This is a genomic window from Streptosporangium sp. NPDC006930 (assembly GCF_040635605.1).
Taxonomy (GTDB): Bacteria; Actinomycetota; Actinomycetes; order Streptosporangiales; family Streptosporangiaceae; genus Streptosporangium.
Genome location: NZ_JBEYID010000011.1, coordinates 186,490 through 204,143, shown reverse-complemented (window position 1 = coordinate 204,143; position 17,654 = coordinate 186,490). Strand labels below are relative to the sequence as shown.

Sequence of the window (17,654 nt, the reverse complement as noted above, 5' to 3'; positions counted from 1 at the left end):
CTCTGCCCCCCCATTCCTGCCCCCACTCCTGAACCGCCCGCTCAGCTGAGCCCGACCAGGCGCTCCGCCTCCGCCGCCAGGTGGGCGGGGAGCCCGGGCGACCTCGCCGCGCCGGCCAGCCGGGCCAGTGCGGCCGCCTCCCCCGTCTCATCGGCCAGTGCCTTGATACGGGCGGCGTACAACAGCACCGGGCCGTGATCTCCCGCCTCGGCCCGCACAGCCCCGATCTCCCGTTCCGCCTCGGGGAAACGGCCCAGCGTGGCCAGCGCGAGAGCGTGGGCGGCCCTGGTGGAGGGCCACTGCAGCGGCCGGACCCTGTCGAGGTCGCGTAGCGCGGCCTTGGCCTGGCCGAGGCCGGCGAGGATCTCACCGCGGGCGCGCAACGCCTCGGCGAGATTTCCCTCCCTGCCCAGCACGTCGTTGAGGACGTCGCGCGCCGCGTCGGGATGGCCGTCGTACCAGAGCGCCCAGGCGAGCTCGGTCTGGATGTGCATGTCATCGGGCACGCGGCGTATCGCCGAGTACAGCTCCCGCACCGCGGCCGAAGGGCGTCCCTGGGCCAGCCGCAGCCTGCCGATCCCGGCGAGAAGGCCGCCGACCGCCGAGGTCGCCCCCAGCGACTCGAAGAGGACCGCGGCGGTGCGGTAGTGGGAGACGGCCTTCTCGAAGTCCTCGCGTCGGTGCGCGACGTTACCGAGGAAGGACTCGATCTCCGCCCGCGACCTGGTGTTGTCGCCGCAGCGCTCCAGAGCCTCCTCCGCCTGCTTCGCGGCCAGCGCGAACTCCCCGTCGCGGAACGAGAGTTCGGCGGCGCGCAGGTAGTCGTCGGGGAACGACCCGCTCTCGGCCCGTACGACGAGATGGTCGTTCTGGAGGATGGGCTGGATGAGACGCTCGTGCGAGAGCTCACACCACCGCGTGCCGGCCTTGATGTCCTCACGCAGGATGTGGCGGTCGACCAGCGCCCTGACCACCGCGTTCGGCATGCCGGCGGTGACGGTCTCCCCCTGGTAGACGACCTCGCGGGTGCCGAGCTCGGTGATGAAACAGCGGCGCAGCCAGCTCCTGAGCTCCGCGACGTCGTCCCCGAAGTGGTCATGGGCCACCTCGGAGATCATCCGCTCGGAGAAGTCGGTGAGCGAGCGGTCGGCGTTGGCGAACCTGCGGACGTGGTCGGAGGAGATGACCCGCACCTCCTCGGGCAGGGAGCGCCACATGGCCGAGCACACGACCTGCAGCTGGACGGGCTCGACCACCTTGGCGTCGGCGACGACCTCCTCGCCGAGCGCCCTGCCGACCCTGATCATGCGTAGGTCGTCCACCAGACCCCGTGCCGCGCCGGGGGCGAAGGAGCGGCCCGTCCCCTCGAGAGGCCCCTCGGTCGCCCGGACCGCGGCGGCCGTGTCGAGGGCGGTCAGCGAGAAGCGGCTTCTGGCCATGCCCGCCAGTTTCGGCTCGTGGGGAAGGATCGCGGCGAGGTGGTCCTCCCGGATCGAGACGAGAAGGCGCAGGTTCGGGTCGTCGTCCAGCGCCTCGACGAGCTGGCCGATGAACCACTCCCGGTACGGCTGGCGGTGGGCGAAGCCGCCGAAGAGCTCCTCGGCCTGGTCGATCGCGGCCAGGGTGAGCACCGGATCTCCGTACGGATCCTGGCGGGGCGGGCGCCGGCCCAGGAACTCGCGGATCGTCAGCCCCGCCAGCCGGGTGGGCGTCTCCGACGGGGACCACGACGACAGCAGCGCGAACACGTGCGGGTTGTGCCGTGAGAGCGCGGCGGAGGGGAAGGGCGAGCCGTGCGAGACCCGTCCTATCGGCAGGACGTCGGTCCTGCCCGCGTCCAGCAGCGGGAGCACCCCGGCCTGGATCAGCGAGGTCTTGCCCACGCCGGACGGCCCGTACAGCACGGTCAGGCGCCCGGCCTGCCACAGGTCGGAGACCTCGCGAGCCTCCCTGTCGCGGCCGAAGAACTTGGAGCCGTCCTCGCGGCGGAAGGCCCGCAGGCCGACGTACGGTTGACCGGTCGCGTCGGACCGGTCGCGATCGGGGGTCACCTCGGAGGTCACGGCACCGGTCCCATCCGCCGGCGCAGCTCACGGCAGAACTCCTCCGCCGTCCCCCAGAAGATGGAGATCCGCCAGTCTTCGTAGTATCTGGCCAGCTGGCGCTGGACCTCCAGCACGTCCGCCTTCGTGCTGGCGAGCGAGGGGGCGAGCTGGACGCTCACGTGCCTGCGGCGGTTGATCCCGGGAACGGCTTTCAACAGCCCGTGGAAAAGCACGCGAAACGTCCAGTCCTGCAGGCTGTAGCCGATGAACAGCAGGGGTCTCCTGGTCAGCGCCGCGAGAATGGAGGTGGGCAGCATTCGCTGGCCGCCCGCGACGCCGTCCACCGCGAGGTTGGTGAGAAACTCCAGATAGTCGTCCTCGGCCAGCACGATCGACGCCGGATCCTGCAGGTTGCCGTGCAGATGGTAGATGAGCGGAGCCTCAGGCCTGGGGTTCCAGCCCGCCTCACTGCTGAACAGATCCTCCGCGTAGGCGAGCCCTTTGTTCCATGGGCAAATTGCCACATTCGGCCTTTTTCCTACTGCTTCGAGCGAGCGCAGGATGAAGTCGTCGTAGTTCGTCGTCAGGTATACCGGAAGAGGGAAACTCGCCAGCAGGGCGTGCGGCTCCAGCGGGTCGAGGAAGTCGGGAGCTCCCCCGGCATCGAGTTCGTCGCAGATCCGCCTCTTCACATATACCGAATCCCCGTATCTCATCACCGCGAACTGCGTCACCCTGGGGAGATCGTGGTCGTCGGCGAAGGGATAGTCCCATCGGCGCGCCATGTCGCGGCTCAGCGCCGTCCCCGTCGGCAGGGTGCCCACGCACGCCCCCGATCCCAGGAAGGGCGTGCAGTCTCCGCTGTTCAGCTGGTCGAGCAGGCGCTCCCACTCGGCCTCCCCCATGTCGTGCACGCAGGGCACCACCTCACAGGCAGAAGGCCCGTTTGGACCACGGACCCGATGCCGAATGACTCTATTGCCCCGGTCAACCCCCAGCGAGCAGGACCTTGATGCCCGGCTCACCGACCGACGGGAAACGGGCGGATGCTTCACGGTTATCTTTCTGTCGCACTCTGCCCGGAATCGCAAGGCGGTCGCTCATATCGAGCTGTCGAAACCCGCGCTCGGCTCCAGATCCGCACCGTGCTCGAAAAACTCCTCCAGCACTCTCCTGAGGGAGGCGCTCCCGACCTTCTCAAGATCCCTGAACGACAGATCGGTGATGTCGATGGAGACCGTCGACGCCGCACCGTCATAATGCATTTGCGCTCCCTACTAAACGACCCTGCCGCCGACCTGTTTTCGGCCACCCCAAACGGGCGTGACACCCATCTGCCGTGCCCGCAGAATTCAAGATGCGCCGTTCATTTATTTGATTCTGTTCTGCCCGGCTTCTCGAATCAAGCTCTAAGATGGCGGCAGAATCCTTCGGATCGAACAGGGCGGAGGCCAGAGGTGGTGGAGCTTTCACACGCCGCGAACACGGTGCCGGAGCGTCAGCCCGAGATCTGGGAGAAAGTCCCGCCCCGCAACAGAAACTTCACGGGGCGGGACGACCTGCTTCTCAAGCTCCGCCAGGGCATCAGCACCGTCACCGCCGTGGTCCCCCAGCCCCAGGCTCTTCAGGGATGGGGCGGCGTCGGCAAGACCCACCTGGCCATCGAGTACGCCCACCGTTACCGCTCGCACTACGACCTTGTCTGGTGGATCCCCGCCGACCAGCGCGTGCTGGTGCCGTCCGCCCTCGCCGCGATGGCCCCGCACCTGGGCCTGCCCGCGGTCTCGGCCACCGGCGTCGAGGAGGCCGCGGAGGCCGTGCGCAGGACGCTGCAGAGCGGCGACCCCTACCGCCGCTGGCTGCTGATCTTCGACAACGCCGAGGAGCCGGGGCAGGTCGCGGAGTTCATCCCGCGCGGGCCGGGCCATGTCCTGATCACCTCCCGCAATCCCAAGTGGGAGGACCACTTCGAGACCCTCCAGGTCGACGTCTTCACCCGCGAGGAGAGCGTGGCGTTCCTGAAGAAGCGCCTGCGCAGGGAGGTTCCCGACGACGACGCCTCGCGACTGGCCGAGCAGCTCGGCGACCTCCCCCTCGCCCTGGAGCAGGCCGGAGCGCTGCAGTACGAGACCGGCATGTCGGTCGACGAATACCTGGAGCAGCTCGAAGAGCAGGCGAGCCGCCTGCTGGGCGCGAACCGGGCGCCGGGATACCCACTGTCGATGACCGCGGCCTGGAAGGTGTCGGTGTCGCTCCTGCAGGACCGCCTCCCCGAGGCGATCACGGTTCTGCGCTGCTGTGCCTTCTTCGGGCCCGAGCCCATCCCGCGCGACGTGTTCCGCAGGAGCAACAAGGCCGTCGTCCCCCGCCTGAGCGCGATCCTGTCCGACCCCATCCTGCTCGCCACGGCGCTGAGCGAGCTCAGACGCTTCGCCCTGGCCAGGATCGAGCCGGCGACCCGCACCATCCAGGTCCACCGCCTGGTCCAGGCGCTCCTGCGCGACGACCTGCCGGAGAAGGACCAGCAGGAGGTCAGGCACGAGGTCCACGTGCTGCTCGCCGGCAGCGCCCCGAACGATCCCGACGACACCGACAAGTGGCGCGGTTTCGAGGAGCTGGTCGCCCACGTCGCCCCCTCGGGCCTGGAGGAGTGCACGGATCCGCGGGCCAGGTCGTTCGCCCTGTCCATGGCCCGTTACCTGTACCGGTCGGGCAACTACCAGTCGGCCCATTCGTTCATCACGAGCTTCATCGAGAGATGGAGCCAGGTCAGCGGGCCGGACCACCTGGACGTGCTCGTCGCGTACAGACACCTCGGCAACATCCTGCGAGGTCTCGGGCAGTACGCCAGGGCGTACGACATCGACCACGCGACCCTCGACAAGATGACCGAGATCCTCGGTCCCGAGCATCCGGAGACCCTCGCGACGGTCAACGGCTACGCGGCCTCGCTGCGTGCCCGCGGCGATTTCCTCGCCGCTCGCACACTGGACCAGGAGTCGCGGGTCACCCACATGAACGGCCTGGGCCCCTCCGACCCCTCCACCCTGCGCGTGGTGTACAACCTGGCCCTCGACTACGCGCTGACCAGTGACTACGCGGAGGCGCGCAGGCTGCACCAGGAGACCTACCTGGAGCAGAGCTACATGGCGGAGGGGATCAGCAAGGGCACCCTGCTGCTGTCGTGGAACAGCCTGGCCAGGACCGTGCGACTCTGCGGCGACTACACGGAGGCCTGCGACCTGGGCGAGGAGGCCTACGCCTACGGCGTCCAGGAGCTGACCCTCGATCACCACTACACCCTGCTGGCCGCCAAGGACCTCTCCATCGCGAAACGGCGGGCGGGAGAGATCACCGAGGCCCTGGAGCTCGCGCACGACACGCACACCCGCTTCCAGCGGCTGTTCGGAGACGCTCACCCCGACACCATGGCGGCCGCGATCAACCTCTCCAACGCCCTGCGGGCAGCGGGCAGCCTCGACGAGGCGTACGCGATCGCGGAGAAGACGATCAGCCGCTATCCGAAGGTGTACGGAGCCGACCACCCCTACACCAACGCCTGCGAGGGCAACCTGGCGATCCTGCACCGCCTGCGCGGGGACCTCGCGAAGGCCCGCGCCCTGAACGAGAAAGCCAGGGATGCCCTGATCGCGAAGGTCGGTCGCAACCACCACTACCCGCTGAGCTGCGCCATCAGCCTCCAGAGCGACCTGGCCGCGATGGGAGAGAGCGACAGTGCCCGCGAGCTCGGCGAGGACACCCTCGGCCTGCTGCGCAAGCTCCTCGGCGAGAACCACTTCCTGAGCCTCGCCTGCGCCGGCAACCTCGCCCTCGACCTGCGGGCGACGGGCGCCGAGAAGGAGGCCGATCTCCTGTACGCCGACACGATGCGGCGATACGAACGCCCTTTGGAGATCGGTCACCCAGACGCCCTGCTCGCGAGCGAGGGCCGTCGCATCGAGTGCGACTTCGACCCCCCGCCGATCTGACCACCCCCGGCTCAGGAGTTGCGGCGCCTCCAGCTCTCAAGGTGCTGTTCGGCCTCGCGACGGGCCTGCGCCGCCACCGCGAGGTCCACCGGCTCGTCCAGCCAGGCTTCCAGCGTGCCCCTCATCGCCTTCACGAATTCCGCCCCGCGCTCGTTCAGGCCCCCGCTCGCCATGAGCGTGCCGGTGACGCCGTACGCCGCCTCTCTCCAGCGCGCGAACTCGACCTGCCCACGGAAGGCGCGGGCTCCCCGCTCCGAAGCGTGCTGGCGCCTCCAGAATCCCGCCACCCCGAGGTAGGCGTACGCTCCCTGCAACAACCCGTTGACGGGGCGGGGGTCGTTCCTCCACGGCGCGTAGTGCCGCCGCCCGTTCTCGGGCAGGGTCAGCTCGACCGTGTCGGTCAGCGCCGTCAGCTTCGCGTGCTGGATCTCGTGGGCGAACGTCGCGGCCATTCCCAGGCCGTGCTGCGGCTCCGACAGGGCGACGGTCCCGAACGTCTCGCGCGAGGTGGCGCTGTTCTGGCCGAAGGCCGGTGCGTGTATGGGGGTGAGCGCCGTGATGCCGGAGGTCAACTCCGCGGCGACGGTCCAGTGGCGGGCGGTCAGGACGCGCCACGCGTCGCGCAGGCACGACGCCCAGTGCTTCAGCCGAGGCTCGCTCAGCCGCGACTCGGTGACATGTCCCGTGGGCCACCGGTAGGGGTCCACGTCGTCGACGACGAGGCTGAGCCCGGAATCCACCGGCAGCCGACGCAGAATCTGCCAGCCGGCCCCGTCGCGAAGGGGGTCGACACGGACCGTCGAGCGGCCGATGTCGAGCTCGGCCCCGTTCGCGTCCGGCCGCACGGTGACGGCGAGCACTCCCCGCGCACCTGCGGGAACGGTGAGGCGGCCGAGCCCCGGCAGGACGACGGCGTCCTCCTCGACGGCGAGGCGGACCTCGCAGGCGATCCGCGCTCTGACCGCGATCGCGACGACCAGGGCTGCCAGCCGACCGGGATCGTCCTTCGCCCCCGTACCGGCCCTGAGCGAGCGGTACGTCCGCAGCGCCCACGCGCCCACGGCCGGGTGGCACAGCTCCGGGTCGACCCGCTCTCTCCCCTGGCTCTCCATCTCGGCCAGGAGATCGTAGGCGCGAGCCGAGAGATCGGCGTGCGGATGGCCCGCCGCCTTCGCCTCAAGGACGAGCCCGCGGATGAAGAACCTGGTCCTGAGGCACTGCCGCACGCGCAGCTCGGCCATGGCCTCGGTCCCGCCCCCGCCCTTCGCGAGCCTGGAGAACGTCTCGTCGGACACCGGACGCAAGGTGAACCTCATGCGTTTCCCTTCAGCCGGGCGACGTCGCGTACGAGCCGCGCGCGAATGTGATCTATGAGCCGGTAGAGATCGGGACAGTAGACCGAGGGGCCGAGGAATCCGTGGGTCTCGCTGTAGCGGTGCGGGTAGAGTCCGCCGCCGCAGACGGAACGAAGGTCGCAGGCCCGGCACACGGGTGCCAGCGCGAGCTCGCCGATCTGACGGGCCGCTATGGACGGGTGCCCGAGCACCGTGTCGAAGGAGTCGCGAAGGACGTGCAGCAGGGTGGCGGGAGCGCCGTGATAGCTGGACTTGAGGATGTCCGACTGCTCGATGCTGCCGTCCGTCTCGATGACGACCATCCTCGCCGGGGAGAGGCCGATGGCCTCGGTACGGGACGCACGCCCGGTGAGCAGGCGGACGATCTCGTTGAAGAACCGGATCTCGGTCTCCTCCACCGCCGCCCCGTACCAGCGGTCGAAGATCGGCAGCAGCCAGTCGGCGTACGGGGTGGCGGCCGAGCCCGGGTCGCGAAAGGGCGGAGGTGTGAGCCAGTTTCCGTGCGGCAGGAGGAAGTCGACCGCCGGCGGGTCGAACTCCAGGAGCGCGTCGTAGGTGGCCAGCGGATCGTTGCGGACGTCGATCGTGCACAGAAGACCGCTGAAGAGATGGTGGAAGGGACCGGCCGTCAGTCTCCGCAACGAGGCGGCGACCATGGCGTGGCTTCCCTTTCCGCCCGTGAAGAGCCTGTGCCGGTCGTGGGCCGCCTCGTAGCCGTCCAGGCTCACCCCCACCCGGATCTCCAGGTCACCGAAGAGCCGCAGGTAGGCCTCGTCCAGGCGCAGCCCGTTGGTCTGCACGCCGACGTGGACCCGGGTCCCGACGTCGGCGGCCGCTCCCCTGATGGTGCGCACGGCGTGGGAGATGAGTTCCGGTCCGGCCAGAAGCGGCTCTCCCCCGTGCAGGATGACCTCCACCTCCGCCAGCTCGTGGGCGAGGGCGTGCTCCGCGATGCGCTGTGCCGTTCGCTGGACGATCGCCTCGGACATGCGCCGCGGCTGGGCCCTCCAGGACTGGTCCGCCATCTCGTAGATGTAACAGTGACGGCAGGCGAGGTCACATCTGCTGTGGATCTTCAGAATGAACTGTCGGAAGGCGAAGGGCCTCCATCCGGAAGCCAGTAGTTCGGCCACATCGAGTGTGGCCGGAAACACGTTTTCGGCCGACAGGATTTTGGGTTCCGGCTTCTCTAACAAATGCGGCACGCCTCTCTTGCGCCATTCCCATCTCGCACCACTTTGTGCCGTTAGTCAAGATTAAAGCCAGTAAAGCTTTCTTCAGTAGCACCTAACGGTCGTACAGCGAGATGACTTCTTCGACCGCGACGTCCCCCGCCCTCCATCTACCCTGTAGCTGACTTTCGGTACCTTGTATAACGCCACGCCGAGGTGGAGGCCGATCAACCGTGCGCGATTGGCCCTCGGACCCGGACGTCGGCGGGCTTGTCACCACCGGCCGGAGAGCCATCCCTTTTCGGCAGTTCATTTTGAAGATCCACAGCAGGTGCGATCTCGCATGTAGATATTGCTATATGTACGAAATGGCGGACTCCGGCTGGCGCAACCGTCCGAAGCGCATGCCGCGAGACCTTCACCGCCACGGCCGCGAGGATCGCCGAACGCGTTCATACGCACGACCTCGGCAACGTCGAGATCGTGCCGCACGGCGGCGAGCCGATCCGCGAGATCGTCACGCGGGTCCGGCCGGCGAGCCGGCCCTGTCGGAGAAATGCCGGGCGTGCCCGGTTGGCAGGGTGTGCGGAGGCGGTCTTTACGCCCATCGCTATCGGGCAGGCCACGGTTTCGCCAATCCATCGGTCTACTGCGTCGACCTGTTCCGTCTCATCGGGCATATCAAGAACAGGGTCGGAGCCGATCTGGCCCTCCGAACGAAGCGCGGAGATTGAAGGGGCGCGATGAATCTACCCGAGCACCGGATTCCGGCGAAGGTGTTCTCCGAGCTGGCCCACGGCGGTGGTGGCGCCCCCGCGGTCGGCCGTCTCTCCGCCGCCCAGTACAGCAAGCACACGCTTCTCGTACGAGCGGTGGTGGAGACGGCTCGCACGACCGGCCACACGGAGTCGTCGGCCACCCGCCGTGCCTACGATCTGCTCGCCACCGTCCAGCGCCGTCATCCCGGCGCCGTCGACGCCGTGCTACGGCACTCTTCGGTGGGCGCCTGGGCGCGCCGGACGATCAGAATGCTCCGTGCGGGCGACACCCGCGCGACACCGGGACAGCTCTCGGCGCTGGCCGCCGCGGCGGCAATCCGCTCCCGCACGGCCTGCGACATCGACGTGCCCGCGGCGGACGGAGTGGTGACACTGCCGTCACTGGGGCAGGCGATCCTGTCGCCGACCGTCTCCTGGGCCACGGTCGAGTGCGCCGCCGAAGGCGCGGAGGTCACCGCGGACCGGATGATCGTCCGGATCCCCGACGACCCCCGCCGGGACGCGCCGGGGTGGCGGGGCCTGCGCACGCTGTCCGCCGAGGCGGACGGCATACCGCTGCGCCTGGTCATCGACGACCTCGACCCCTACAGGATGCCGGAGACGGCCAACATCGGCGAGCGGCTCAGCGAGGCCGAGACCGAGCGATGGCAGTCGACGCTGCACACCGCCTGGGATCTGCTGGTACGGCACCACCGGACCGTGGCGGAGGAGGTGTCCACCGCGATCACGGTCCTCACACCGCTGATCGCGCCCGCCGGGGGCCAGTCGAGCTCGACCTCCAGGGAGACCTTCGGCTGCGTGGCCCTGTCGACACCACCGGACGCGCTCTCTCTCGCGGTCACGTTGACGCACGAGACACAACACGCGAAGCTCTCGGCCCTGCTCGACCTCGTACCTCTCACCCTCCCCGACGACGGCTCCCGCCACTACGCCCCCTGGCGTGAGGACCCCCGCCCCGTGCCGGGACTCCTTCAGGGGGCGTACGCCTTCCTCGGCGTGGCGGGCCACTGGATGCGCCAGCGCACCCTGGAGTCGGGGGAGGCGGCCCTGCGCGCGCACGCGGAGTTCTTCCAGTGGCGTGAGGCCGCGCGCCTTGTCACCGGCACCCTGCTCACCGGTGGGCGGCTGACCCCTACCGGTGAGAGTTTCGCGGCCGGGATGGCGCGGCGCCTCGACGACTGGTCGCGGGAGAGCGTGCCCGCCCGCGCTCGGGCCATGGGCCTGCGGCGCGCGGACGAGCACCGCGCGCGCTGGCTCGAACGCAACGGCTAGCGCCCGGAGCGGGCCGGCCAGGATGTGACGTCCGGCACGCGGGAGTCACGGCCCGCGCGCCGGAACGTGGCGGTCACAGCACGGGCGGGTCGAAGTCGAAGTCGAGCCGCTCGCTCCGCAGAGCCACCTTCGTGTCGGGATGGTCGTTGCCGAGCACCCGCTCGTAGCGCTCGTAGGTGTCGGCTTCGAGCGCCGCGGCCTCCTCCACGGCACCCTCCGCCCGCAGGTCTATGACCAGGTTGTTCGCGCAGGCCAGGGTGAGGGGGTGGTCCGCCCCGAGAAGCTCGCGCAGCTGGACGAGGGTCTCCTGGCCCAGCTCCCTGGCAACGGGGACATCCCCCCTCGCGGCGAAGTCGCTGGCGAGGTTGATCGCGCAGGTGAGCGAGTAGTGGTGTTCGCGACCAAGCGTGCGATCGAAGCCGTCCAGGGATCTGCGGTCGAACCGGCTCGCGTCCTCGATCTCCCCGTTGACCCGCAGGAGCAGCGCCAGGTTCATGTCGCAGCCGAACGTGAAGGGGTGCTCGTCGCCGTATCTCCTGGGGTAGCGAGCCGCGGTGTCGCGCAGCAGCTCCAGTGCCTCGGTGATCTGCCCCCTGGTGCGCTGGGCGTTGGCCAGGCACAGGGCCGCGGCGAGCGTGTCGTGGTGGTCACGGCCGAAGATGCGCTCCTGCCGCTCGTACGTCCGCTGCGCGATCTCGAACGCCTCGTCGGCGAGTCCCGCCCTGCGCTTGGCGATGGACAGGTCCTTGGCCACCCGCAGGGTCCACGGATGGTCGGGCCCCAGCTCCTGCATTCCCAGCTCGTAGGCGTCCTCACCGAGGTCGCACGCCTCGGAGTAGTCGCCCCTGAGCCTGACGATGCGGGCCAGGCCGTTCCGTGACGCCAGCACGAACAGCGAACTCGACTTCGAGGCCGAGGAGGGCTGTTTGGTGTAGAGCACCTTCTGCAGCTCGAACGCCTGCCGGTAGTCGCCGAGCAACATGTAGTCGACGGAGAGGTTGTTCATCGCGCGCAGCGTCCGGCGGTGGTCAGGGCCGAACACCTCCTGGTGCCGGCGCAACGAGTCCCTGTCGTGCTCCAGCGCGGCCGCGAAGTCGCCCAGCATCCTCATGTCGGCGCCGTGGCTGTTGACGAGCAGGAGAGTCTCCTCGTGGTCGGGCCCGAGGGTCGTCCGCATGCGTGCCAGGGTGTCGCGATTGAGCTCGAAGGAGGCCCGGTAGTCGCCGAACTCCCGCAGGACGATGCCGAGATGCCGCTGCGCGGAGAGCACGGCCTGATCATCGCTGCCGCTGTCGGCCCGCCACGTCCGGATGAGGCTTCCCACGAGATCGACCGCCGACTGGTAGCCGCCCGACGAGTAGAGGTAGCGGACGATGTCGAGAGCGAACCCGCGGATGCGGGGATCGCGGCTCTCCTCCACCAGGGAGGGCCTCACGTGACTGAGCAACTCCCCGTACCTCGGCCAGGAGGCGTTGTCGTCGGGCAGGCCCGGTGTCGCCGTCGCCAGCAGGAGGTGGACCTCCCGGCGAAAGGACAGGTGCTCCTCCTCGCTCAGCTCGTCACGCAGGAGCGCCTGGACCAGCCGGTGCACCTGGATCGTCCGGTTCTCCGAGTCGATCCGCACGAGAGCGTAGCGGCCCAGCTCCCTGATGACCTTGCTCAACAGGATCGGGTCGGCGAGGAGCGAGCCAAGACGCGACTCCGACGCGAAATCCTCGGGAAGCACTCCGAAGACGTCGCGGGGAATCGGATCCGGGCCGAAGAAGGCGCAGCAGCGCAGGAGCTCCACGGCCTCGGGCAGCTTCGCCTTGAGCTGGGACACCGACAGTGACCACGCCGCGGTCATGGACAGCGGGTAGTCGGCCGCCTTGTTGGCGTCGAGCAGTTGGACGGTCTGCTCTTCGAGCAGGCTGAGGTACTGCCCGACGGACATCCCCGTCTCCGTCTGCAGGGCCCCCGCCTGCTCCAGTGCGAGCGGGAGGTCACCGAGTTGTTCGGCCAGCCGGTTTCTGTCGTCGAGGCTGGTCGACCTCGGAACCCGTTTGCTGAGGAACTCGATGCTCTCCGCCCGGGTGAAGACGTCGACGGGCAGGGTGTCGACCACACCCTGCCAGGCGTGGTTGCGCGAGGTGATCAGGACGTGTCCCGGGCCCCGCGGGATGATCTCGTTGATGTCCTCGGGCTGTTCGGCGTTGTCGAAGACGAGCAGCCACCGGGAGTACGGTTCGCCGAGGCGCAGGGCGTCCAGCACGGCTCTGGACGCCTCCTCCACCCCCATCGTGGCGGATGACGATATGCCCAGATGCGGGGCGAGCGCGGCCAGCGACGAGCGCACCAGAATCGGCTGATCGGCGGGGATCCACCAGACCAGGTCGTACTCGTGGCGGAAGCGATGGGCATACTCGATCGCGACATGGGTCTTGCCGACCCCCCCGAAACCGTGGAGGGCGTGCGGCACCACCGCGGTGACCTCGGAGGTGACCCCGGCGTGCAGCTTTTCGAGGAGATCTTCACGACCGGTGAAATTCCTGTTCTGCTGCGGGATCTTGCCCCAGATTCGGGGCTGACGTCCCGGCACCCCGGGAATTCCCGAAGACTCTGAAATGGACACCCGACCGCCTCCACTCGCCCGATTCTCGTTCAGCCTAGACTCCCGGCCAGGCCGGGTGCATGGACGGAGAAGTCAGACTCTCATGGCGGCATACCAAACGAAGGATAAGACATGAAGGACTTTCTATCTTTGTGATGCCAAGATAACCGGCTACCCTGGGTTAGAAGTGCTCGGCAAACGTGGAAAGATTACGGTGTAAGTGATGCGCGCGCTGCGAGTGGCTCGCGTGAACAGGCCACGGACAGGGGAGTCCGCATGGGCGAGGAAGTCGCAGGCGAGATCGATTCCATCAAGAGCAATCTCATCGACGTCACCGGACTGAGTTTGACCGACCTTGATCATATAGATAATCCCAGCCTTAAGCGCGCATTAAGGCGGATACTTGAGGACGACAGCGCAGGACCGGCTGCCGGATTCACATCGTCCATATGAAAGATCTTGACTTTCGCGCAGGCATGACGGGAAATAGAGTCCTATAAGGGACCGTTTCCCAATGATCAGGGTGGCCCATGGACGATGTCGACTGGGAACGTTTGATCAACCAGCTCGGCAGGGGCGACTGCGCCCCTTTTCTCGGGGCGGGGGCCTGTGCGGGCACCCTGCCCACCGGCACCACTCTCAGCAACCAGTACGCCCTCCGCTACGGCTATCCGTTCTCCGACTCGGGCGACCTGGCCCGGGTGATGCAGTACGGCGAGGCCGTGGTGCGCGATCCGGTCGACCTCAAGGAGGCGGTCTGCGGCCACCTGCGCTCGCACGGCCGACCTCCCGTGAGCGATCCCGGCGAGCCTCACCGGCTGCTCGCCGGCTTCCCGCTCACGACGTTCCTCACGACGAACTACGACGACTTCCTGGCCGAGGCGTTGCGGGCGGAGGGCAAGGATCCCCACGTCGCCGTCTCCCCCTGGTGGGACGCCGACCCCGGCGCGACCCCCCTCCTGCCGGAGCCGACGGTGGAGCGGCCCGTCGTCTACCACCTCCACGGGAGCTGGGCGGAGCCCGCGTCGCTGGTGCTGACCGAAGCCGACTACCTGACGTACCTCGTCAACATGGTGGACGCCGTCGCCAGCGACGGGCGGCATCCGCTGCCGACCCCGATCCTGCGGGCGATGACCGCCCGGCCGCTGCTCTTCGTGGGCTACAGCCTGCAGGACTGGACGTTCCGGGTGCTTTTTCACGGCCTGGTGCGCAACACACCTCGCAGCAACAAGCGGCGGCACGTGAGCGTGCAGCTCATGCCCGAGGTGAGCCGCCCTGCGGGCGGCACCGGGAGCACCGGGAGCACCGGGAGCGCTGGGAGCGCTGGGAGCGCCGAGAGTGCGGAGAGCAAGGCCAGACGCTATATCACCCACTATCTCGACCGCTGGAACATCTCGATCTTCTTGGGGACCGCCTCGGAGTTCTGCGCGGAGCTCCGGCGGAGAATGGGACGGACGTCATGACGACCGCGACGCGCGCCGGCGACGGAACCATCCGGCCCTATGTGGGGCCGCGTCCCTACGACCGGAGCGAGCATGCCCTGTTCTTCGGACGAGAACGCGAGGCCCGCGACATCGCCACCATCTGGCAGGCCACGGGCCTCACCGTGCTGTTCGGGGCCTCCGGGGTCGGCAAGACGTCCCTTCTGCACGCGGGTGTCCTGCCCCGCGTGGAGCCCGAGCGCGCCGACGTACTGCCCATCGCCCGCGTCTCACCCCACGGCATCACCTCACTGCGTCCGAAGATGCCCGGCAACCCCTACGTGCTGGCGCTTCTGTCGGCCTGGGTCCCCGACCGGCCGCTGCCCGCGCTGGCGGGGCTCACGATCTCGGACTTCCTGGCCGAACGCCCGGAACGCACCGACAGGTACGGCGACCCGGTGCCCGTCCTGGTCGCCGTCGACCAGGCAGAGGAGCTGTTCGGCGGCCCGCTCGACCGCGAGGAGGACCGCAACGAGCTCCTGCGCCAGCTGGCGCGGGCGGTGGAGGATCACGACGGCCTCCATCTGCTGCTGTCGCTGCGCGAGGAGTATCTGGCCTCCGTCCTGCCGCACGAGCGCCCGCTGGGCCGAGGTTCGCGGGCGCGGTTCCAGCTGCCGCCGCTCACGCGCGCCGCGGCGCTCGACGCCACCACGAGGCCGCTTGAGCGCACCGGCAGGTTCTTCGCCCCCGGGGCCGCGGAACGGCTCGTGGACGACCTGCGCACCGTCCCGATCTCCAACGACGAGGGGCAGACGACCACGCTGACGCTGAACACGATCGAACCGGTCCAGTTGCAGGTCGTCTGCTCCGCGCTGTGGGAGTCCCTGCCCTCCGGGCTCAGGGAGATCAGCGTGGACCACGTGAACCTGCACGTGAACGTCGATCGATTCCTCACCGGATTCTGCGATCGGATGCTCGCGCGCGTCTCGGCCGGATCCGGTGTCACGTCGAGCGAGATCCGCTCCTGGCTGCGCAGGACCTTCGTCACCGAGCACGGGACGCGCAACACCGTCTACGAGGGACTCCACGAGACGGCCGGCATGCCGAACGCCGTCGCCAAGGCCCTGGAGGACTCCCACATCCTGCGAGGTGAGCACCGGCTGGGTATCCGCTGGTACGAGTTGCAGCACGACCGTCTGATCGGGTCGGTGCGCCAGTCACGGCCCCCGGCGGCCTATCTCGGCGACGCGAGGCTCGCGCTGGCCAGAGAGAGCTGGGAGACGGCCCGCGGGCTCGCGGAGGAGGCGGTCCGCGCCTCGGGGAGCGGCGAGACGTGGGTGCGTGCCGAAGCCCTGCTGATCCTGGGAGAGGTGGCATCGGCGGAAGGTGAGGTGGAGAGCGCACGCGGCCGGTTCGAGGAGGCGGCCGACCTGTTCGCGACGCTGCAGCGGTTCAACGGGGTGGCCTCCGCGCTGACCGGGGAAGGACGGCTCCTGCTGGCGCTGGGACACTACGACAGCGCCGTCGAGCGGCTGCGCGCCGCCCTCTCCTGGGTTCCCAACGACCTGCCGGCGCATCTGGCGCTCGGGCAGGCCCTGTGGCATCTGGGACAGCCGCGCGCCGCCCTCGCCCTGCTCAACGGGGCCTTGGCGCTCGCGGACAAGCCTCCCGCCGAGGCACTCGCGCTGCGCGGCGAGATCCTGGCCGACCTCGGAAAGCCCGCGGAGGCCCTGCGCGACCTGGATCGGGTACGCAGGCACCAGCGGCCCGGCACGATCGCCGCCAGGGCGCTCGCCCTCGCCCTGGAGCAGCGGTTCGACGCCGCCCAGCAGGAGATCCTCGACGCCCTCGCCGGCGACTCCGACAGCGGCCCCCTCCTGGTGCGGGCCGCACGCGTCCACGCCCTGCTGGGGCGGTCCGCCCTGTCGGAGGAGTTCGCCTCGCGGGCGCTCGGCGCGGTCACTCCCGGGCTTCCCGCGCATCTGCGGGCGCAGGCCGAGGAGCTTCTACGGAGGACGGCGTGACATCGTCCGCTCTCGCCGCCTCCCACATGTGGTCGAACTGGCTCACCCAGTAGGTGTACCAGCGTTCGTCGCGGCCACGGGTCAACTCCAGGTGCATGCGTGAGGAGGTGGACGCGTTGTGGAAGCCGTGAATCTCCACGATGACACGGCCCCTGGGGGTTTCCGGGTCGACAAGGACGAGGCTGAATCCCGGGCTGTAGGAAAGAAGGCGGTATTCGAACCGGCCCGCCGTTTTCCAGCCGCTCATCAACCGTAGGCGTTCCATCGTGCTCTCCAGCGCGGCGGGAAGCCGCTGGACGGGAAACTCGACCGAATCGTCCAGCTGTTTCGCGGCCTGCCGGACCGCCGCCTTCTCCGTGGGGTCGAGAACGACGATCCTGGCGGTTCCCCGCTCCCTCGCGAGGACCGTGTTGCGTATCAGCTCGCAGGTCTGCGCCGACAGCAGGTTGACCGCGGAGGGCGCGAACACGCGCACGTCACGGGCCTGGGCGAGCAGCGAGGAGAGCGGCACCCTGTCGTACACGGAACGGTCGTGCAGAAGGTCGGTGCGCGATTCCGCGGGCTCATCGGTCAGGGTGAGCCGGTAGAGGAGCAGCCCGACCCCGGAGAACAGGGCCGCCCATCTGAGGTCGTCTTCCAGCTTGTCGGCGAATATCGAGAGAAAGGCGAAACCGAAGAGGACGACGGTGAGGGCATACGCGTCGATATGCTGCCGGGCCTTGAAATCCCTGCCGATTCTCTGGATCAGACGCACACCGACCCCCAACTCTTGGGCGCTGTCGAGAACAGCTATGCCCATTGTCCGGGATCGGGACCTCGTAATGTTCGATGTCGTTGGTTCCGGTCGGCCGGGCCTTCCCGCTGGGGAAAGACCCGGCATCCGTAATTCCGGCGACCGGCCGAACCACCCGGAGCGGTGACCGCTCCAGGAGCCGGCTCCGTACGACGGCCGGTCGGATGTGACGGCGGTGTCGGACAGGGTCCGACGGTGTCCTACAGGGTCCTAC

General features: G+C 68.8%; 12 protein-coding genes. 5 read left to right on the top strand and 7 right to left on the bottom strand.

Translation table 11 applies throughout. The annotated features are described in order from the left end of the window. Window positions 1–41: 41 nt before the first annotated feature. From ABZ664_RS20985 to ABZ664_RS20975, 3 genes are all read right to left on the bottom strand, one after another. Window positions 42–2,063 carry a tetratricopeptide repeat protein gene (locus tag ABZ664_RS20985; protein ID WP_362512113.1) on the bottom strand — a complete coding sequence of 674 codons (2,022 nt, stop codon included), beginning with the start codon at window positions 2,061–2,063 and terminating at the stop codon, window positions 42–44. Then, window positions 2,060–2,950 (bottom strand): SIR2 family protein, encoded by an 891-nt coding sequence (locus ABZ664_RS20980; protein ID WP_350944250.1) that lies wholly within the window; start codon window positions 2,948–2,950, stop codon window positions 2,060–2,062. Before ABZ664_RS20980 ends, ABZ664_RS20985 begins: the two co-directional genes overlap by 4 nt. 195 nt (window positions 2,951–3,145) lie before the next feature. Then, window positions 3,146–3,310: a hypothetical protein gene (locus ABZ664_RS20975; protein WP_350944028.1), complete on the bottom strand. Its 165-nt coding sequence runs from the start codon at window positions 3,308–3,310 to the stop codon at window positions 3,146–3,148. Window positions 3,311–3,502: 192 nt separating this feature from the next. Here ABZ664_RS20975 and fxsT (ABZ664_RS20970) point away from each other — a divergent pair, with 192 nt between their 5' ends. After that, the gene (gene fxsT / locus ABZ664_RS20970; protein WP_362512108.1) at window positions 3,503–6,034 is read left to right on the top strand and encodes an FxSxx-COOH system tetratricopeptide repeat protein; all 2,532 of its coding nucleotides are present in this window, start codon (window positions 3,503–3,505) and stop codon (window positions 6,032–6,034) included. 11 nt (window positions 6,035–6,045) lie between these two features. Here the strand turns inward: fxsT (ABZ664_RS20970) and ABZ664_RS20965 are convergent, their stop codons facing one another. Both ABZ664_RS20965 and ABZ664_RS20960 read right to left on the bottom strand, forming a co-directional pair. Continuing rightward, window positions 6,046–7,350 carry an HEXXH motif domain-containing protein gene (locus tag ABZ664_RS20965; RefSeq protein WP_362512105.1) on the bottom strand — a complete coding sequence of 435 codons (1,305 nt, stop codon included), beginning with the start codon at window positions 7,348–7,350 and terminating at the stop codon, window positions 6,046–6,048. Further along, the gene (locus ABZ664_RS20960) at window positions 7,347–8,522 is read right to left on the bottom strand and encodes an FxsB family cyclophane-forming radical SAM/SPASM peptide maturase (RefSeq protein WP_362512333.1); all 1,176 of its coding nucleotides are present in this window, start codon (window positions 8,520–8,522) and stop codon (window positions 7,347–7,349) included. Before ABZ664_RS20960 ends, ABZ664_RS20965 begins: the two co-directional genes overlap by 4 nt. A 782-nt stretch (window positions 8,523–9,304) precedes the next feature. On the opposite strand from ABZ664_RS20960, the gene ABZ664_RS20955 reads away from it, so the two are divergent. Further along, a complete protein-coding gene (locus ABZ664_RS20955) occupies window positions 9,305–10,612 on the top strand; it encodes an HEXXH motif domain-containing protein (RefSeq protein ID WP_362512102.1) in 1,308 nt (435 codons plus the stop codon). Window positions 10,613–10,685: 73 nt separating this feature from the next. On the opposite strand, the gene fxsT (ABZ664_RS20950) is transcribed toward ABZ664_RS20955, so the two are convergent. Then, entirely contained in the window at window positions 10,686–13,223 is a 2,538-nt protein-coding gene (gene fxsT / locus ABZ664_RS20950; protein WP_362512099.1) for an FxSxx-COOH system tetratricopeptide repeat protein, read from the bottom strand. Window positions 13,224–13,478: 255 nt separating this feature from the next. Between fxsT (ABZ664_RS20950) and fxsA the strand changes: the two genes are divergently transcribed. The 3 genes from fxsA (at window position 13,479) to ABZ664_RS20935 (ending at window position 16,647) form a co-directional block, all read left to right on the top strand. Then, on the top strand, window positions 13,479–13,655 hold the full coding sequence (gene fxsA, locus ABZ664_RS20945; RefSeq protein WP_362512096.1) for an FxSxx-COOH cyclophane-containing RiPP peptide: 177 nt from the start codon (window positions 13,479–13,481) through the stop codon (window positions 13,653–13,655). Between the two features lie 77 nt (window positions 13,656–13,732). Continuing rightward, a complete protein-coding gene (locus tag ABZ664_RS20940) occupies window positions 13,733–14,665 on the top strand; it encodes an SIR2 family protein (RefSeq protein WP_362512093.1) in 933 nt (310 codons plus the stop codon). Next, on the top strand, window positions 14,662–16,647 hold the full coding sequence (locus tag ABZ664_RS20935) for a tetratricopeptide repeat protein (protein ID WP_362512090.1): 1,986 nt from the start codon (window positions 14,662–14,664) through the stop codon (window positions 16,645–16,647). Before ABZ664_RS20940 ends, ABZ664_RS20935 begins: the two co-directional genes overlap by 4 nt. Here ABZ664_RS20935 and ABZ664_RS20930 read toward each other — a convergent pair. After that, a complete protein-coding gene (locus tag ABZ664_RS20930; RefSeq protein WP_362512087.1) occupies window positions 16,583–17,446 on the bottom strand; it encodes a hypothetical protein in 864 nt (287 codons plus the stop codon). The genes ABZ664_RS20935 and ABZ664_RS20930 overlap by 65 nt on opposite strands. Window positions 17,447–17,654: the final 208 nt, after the last annotated feature.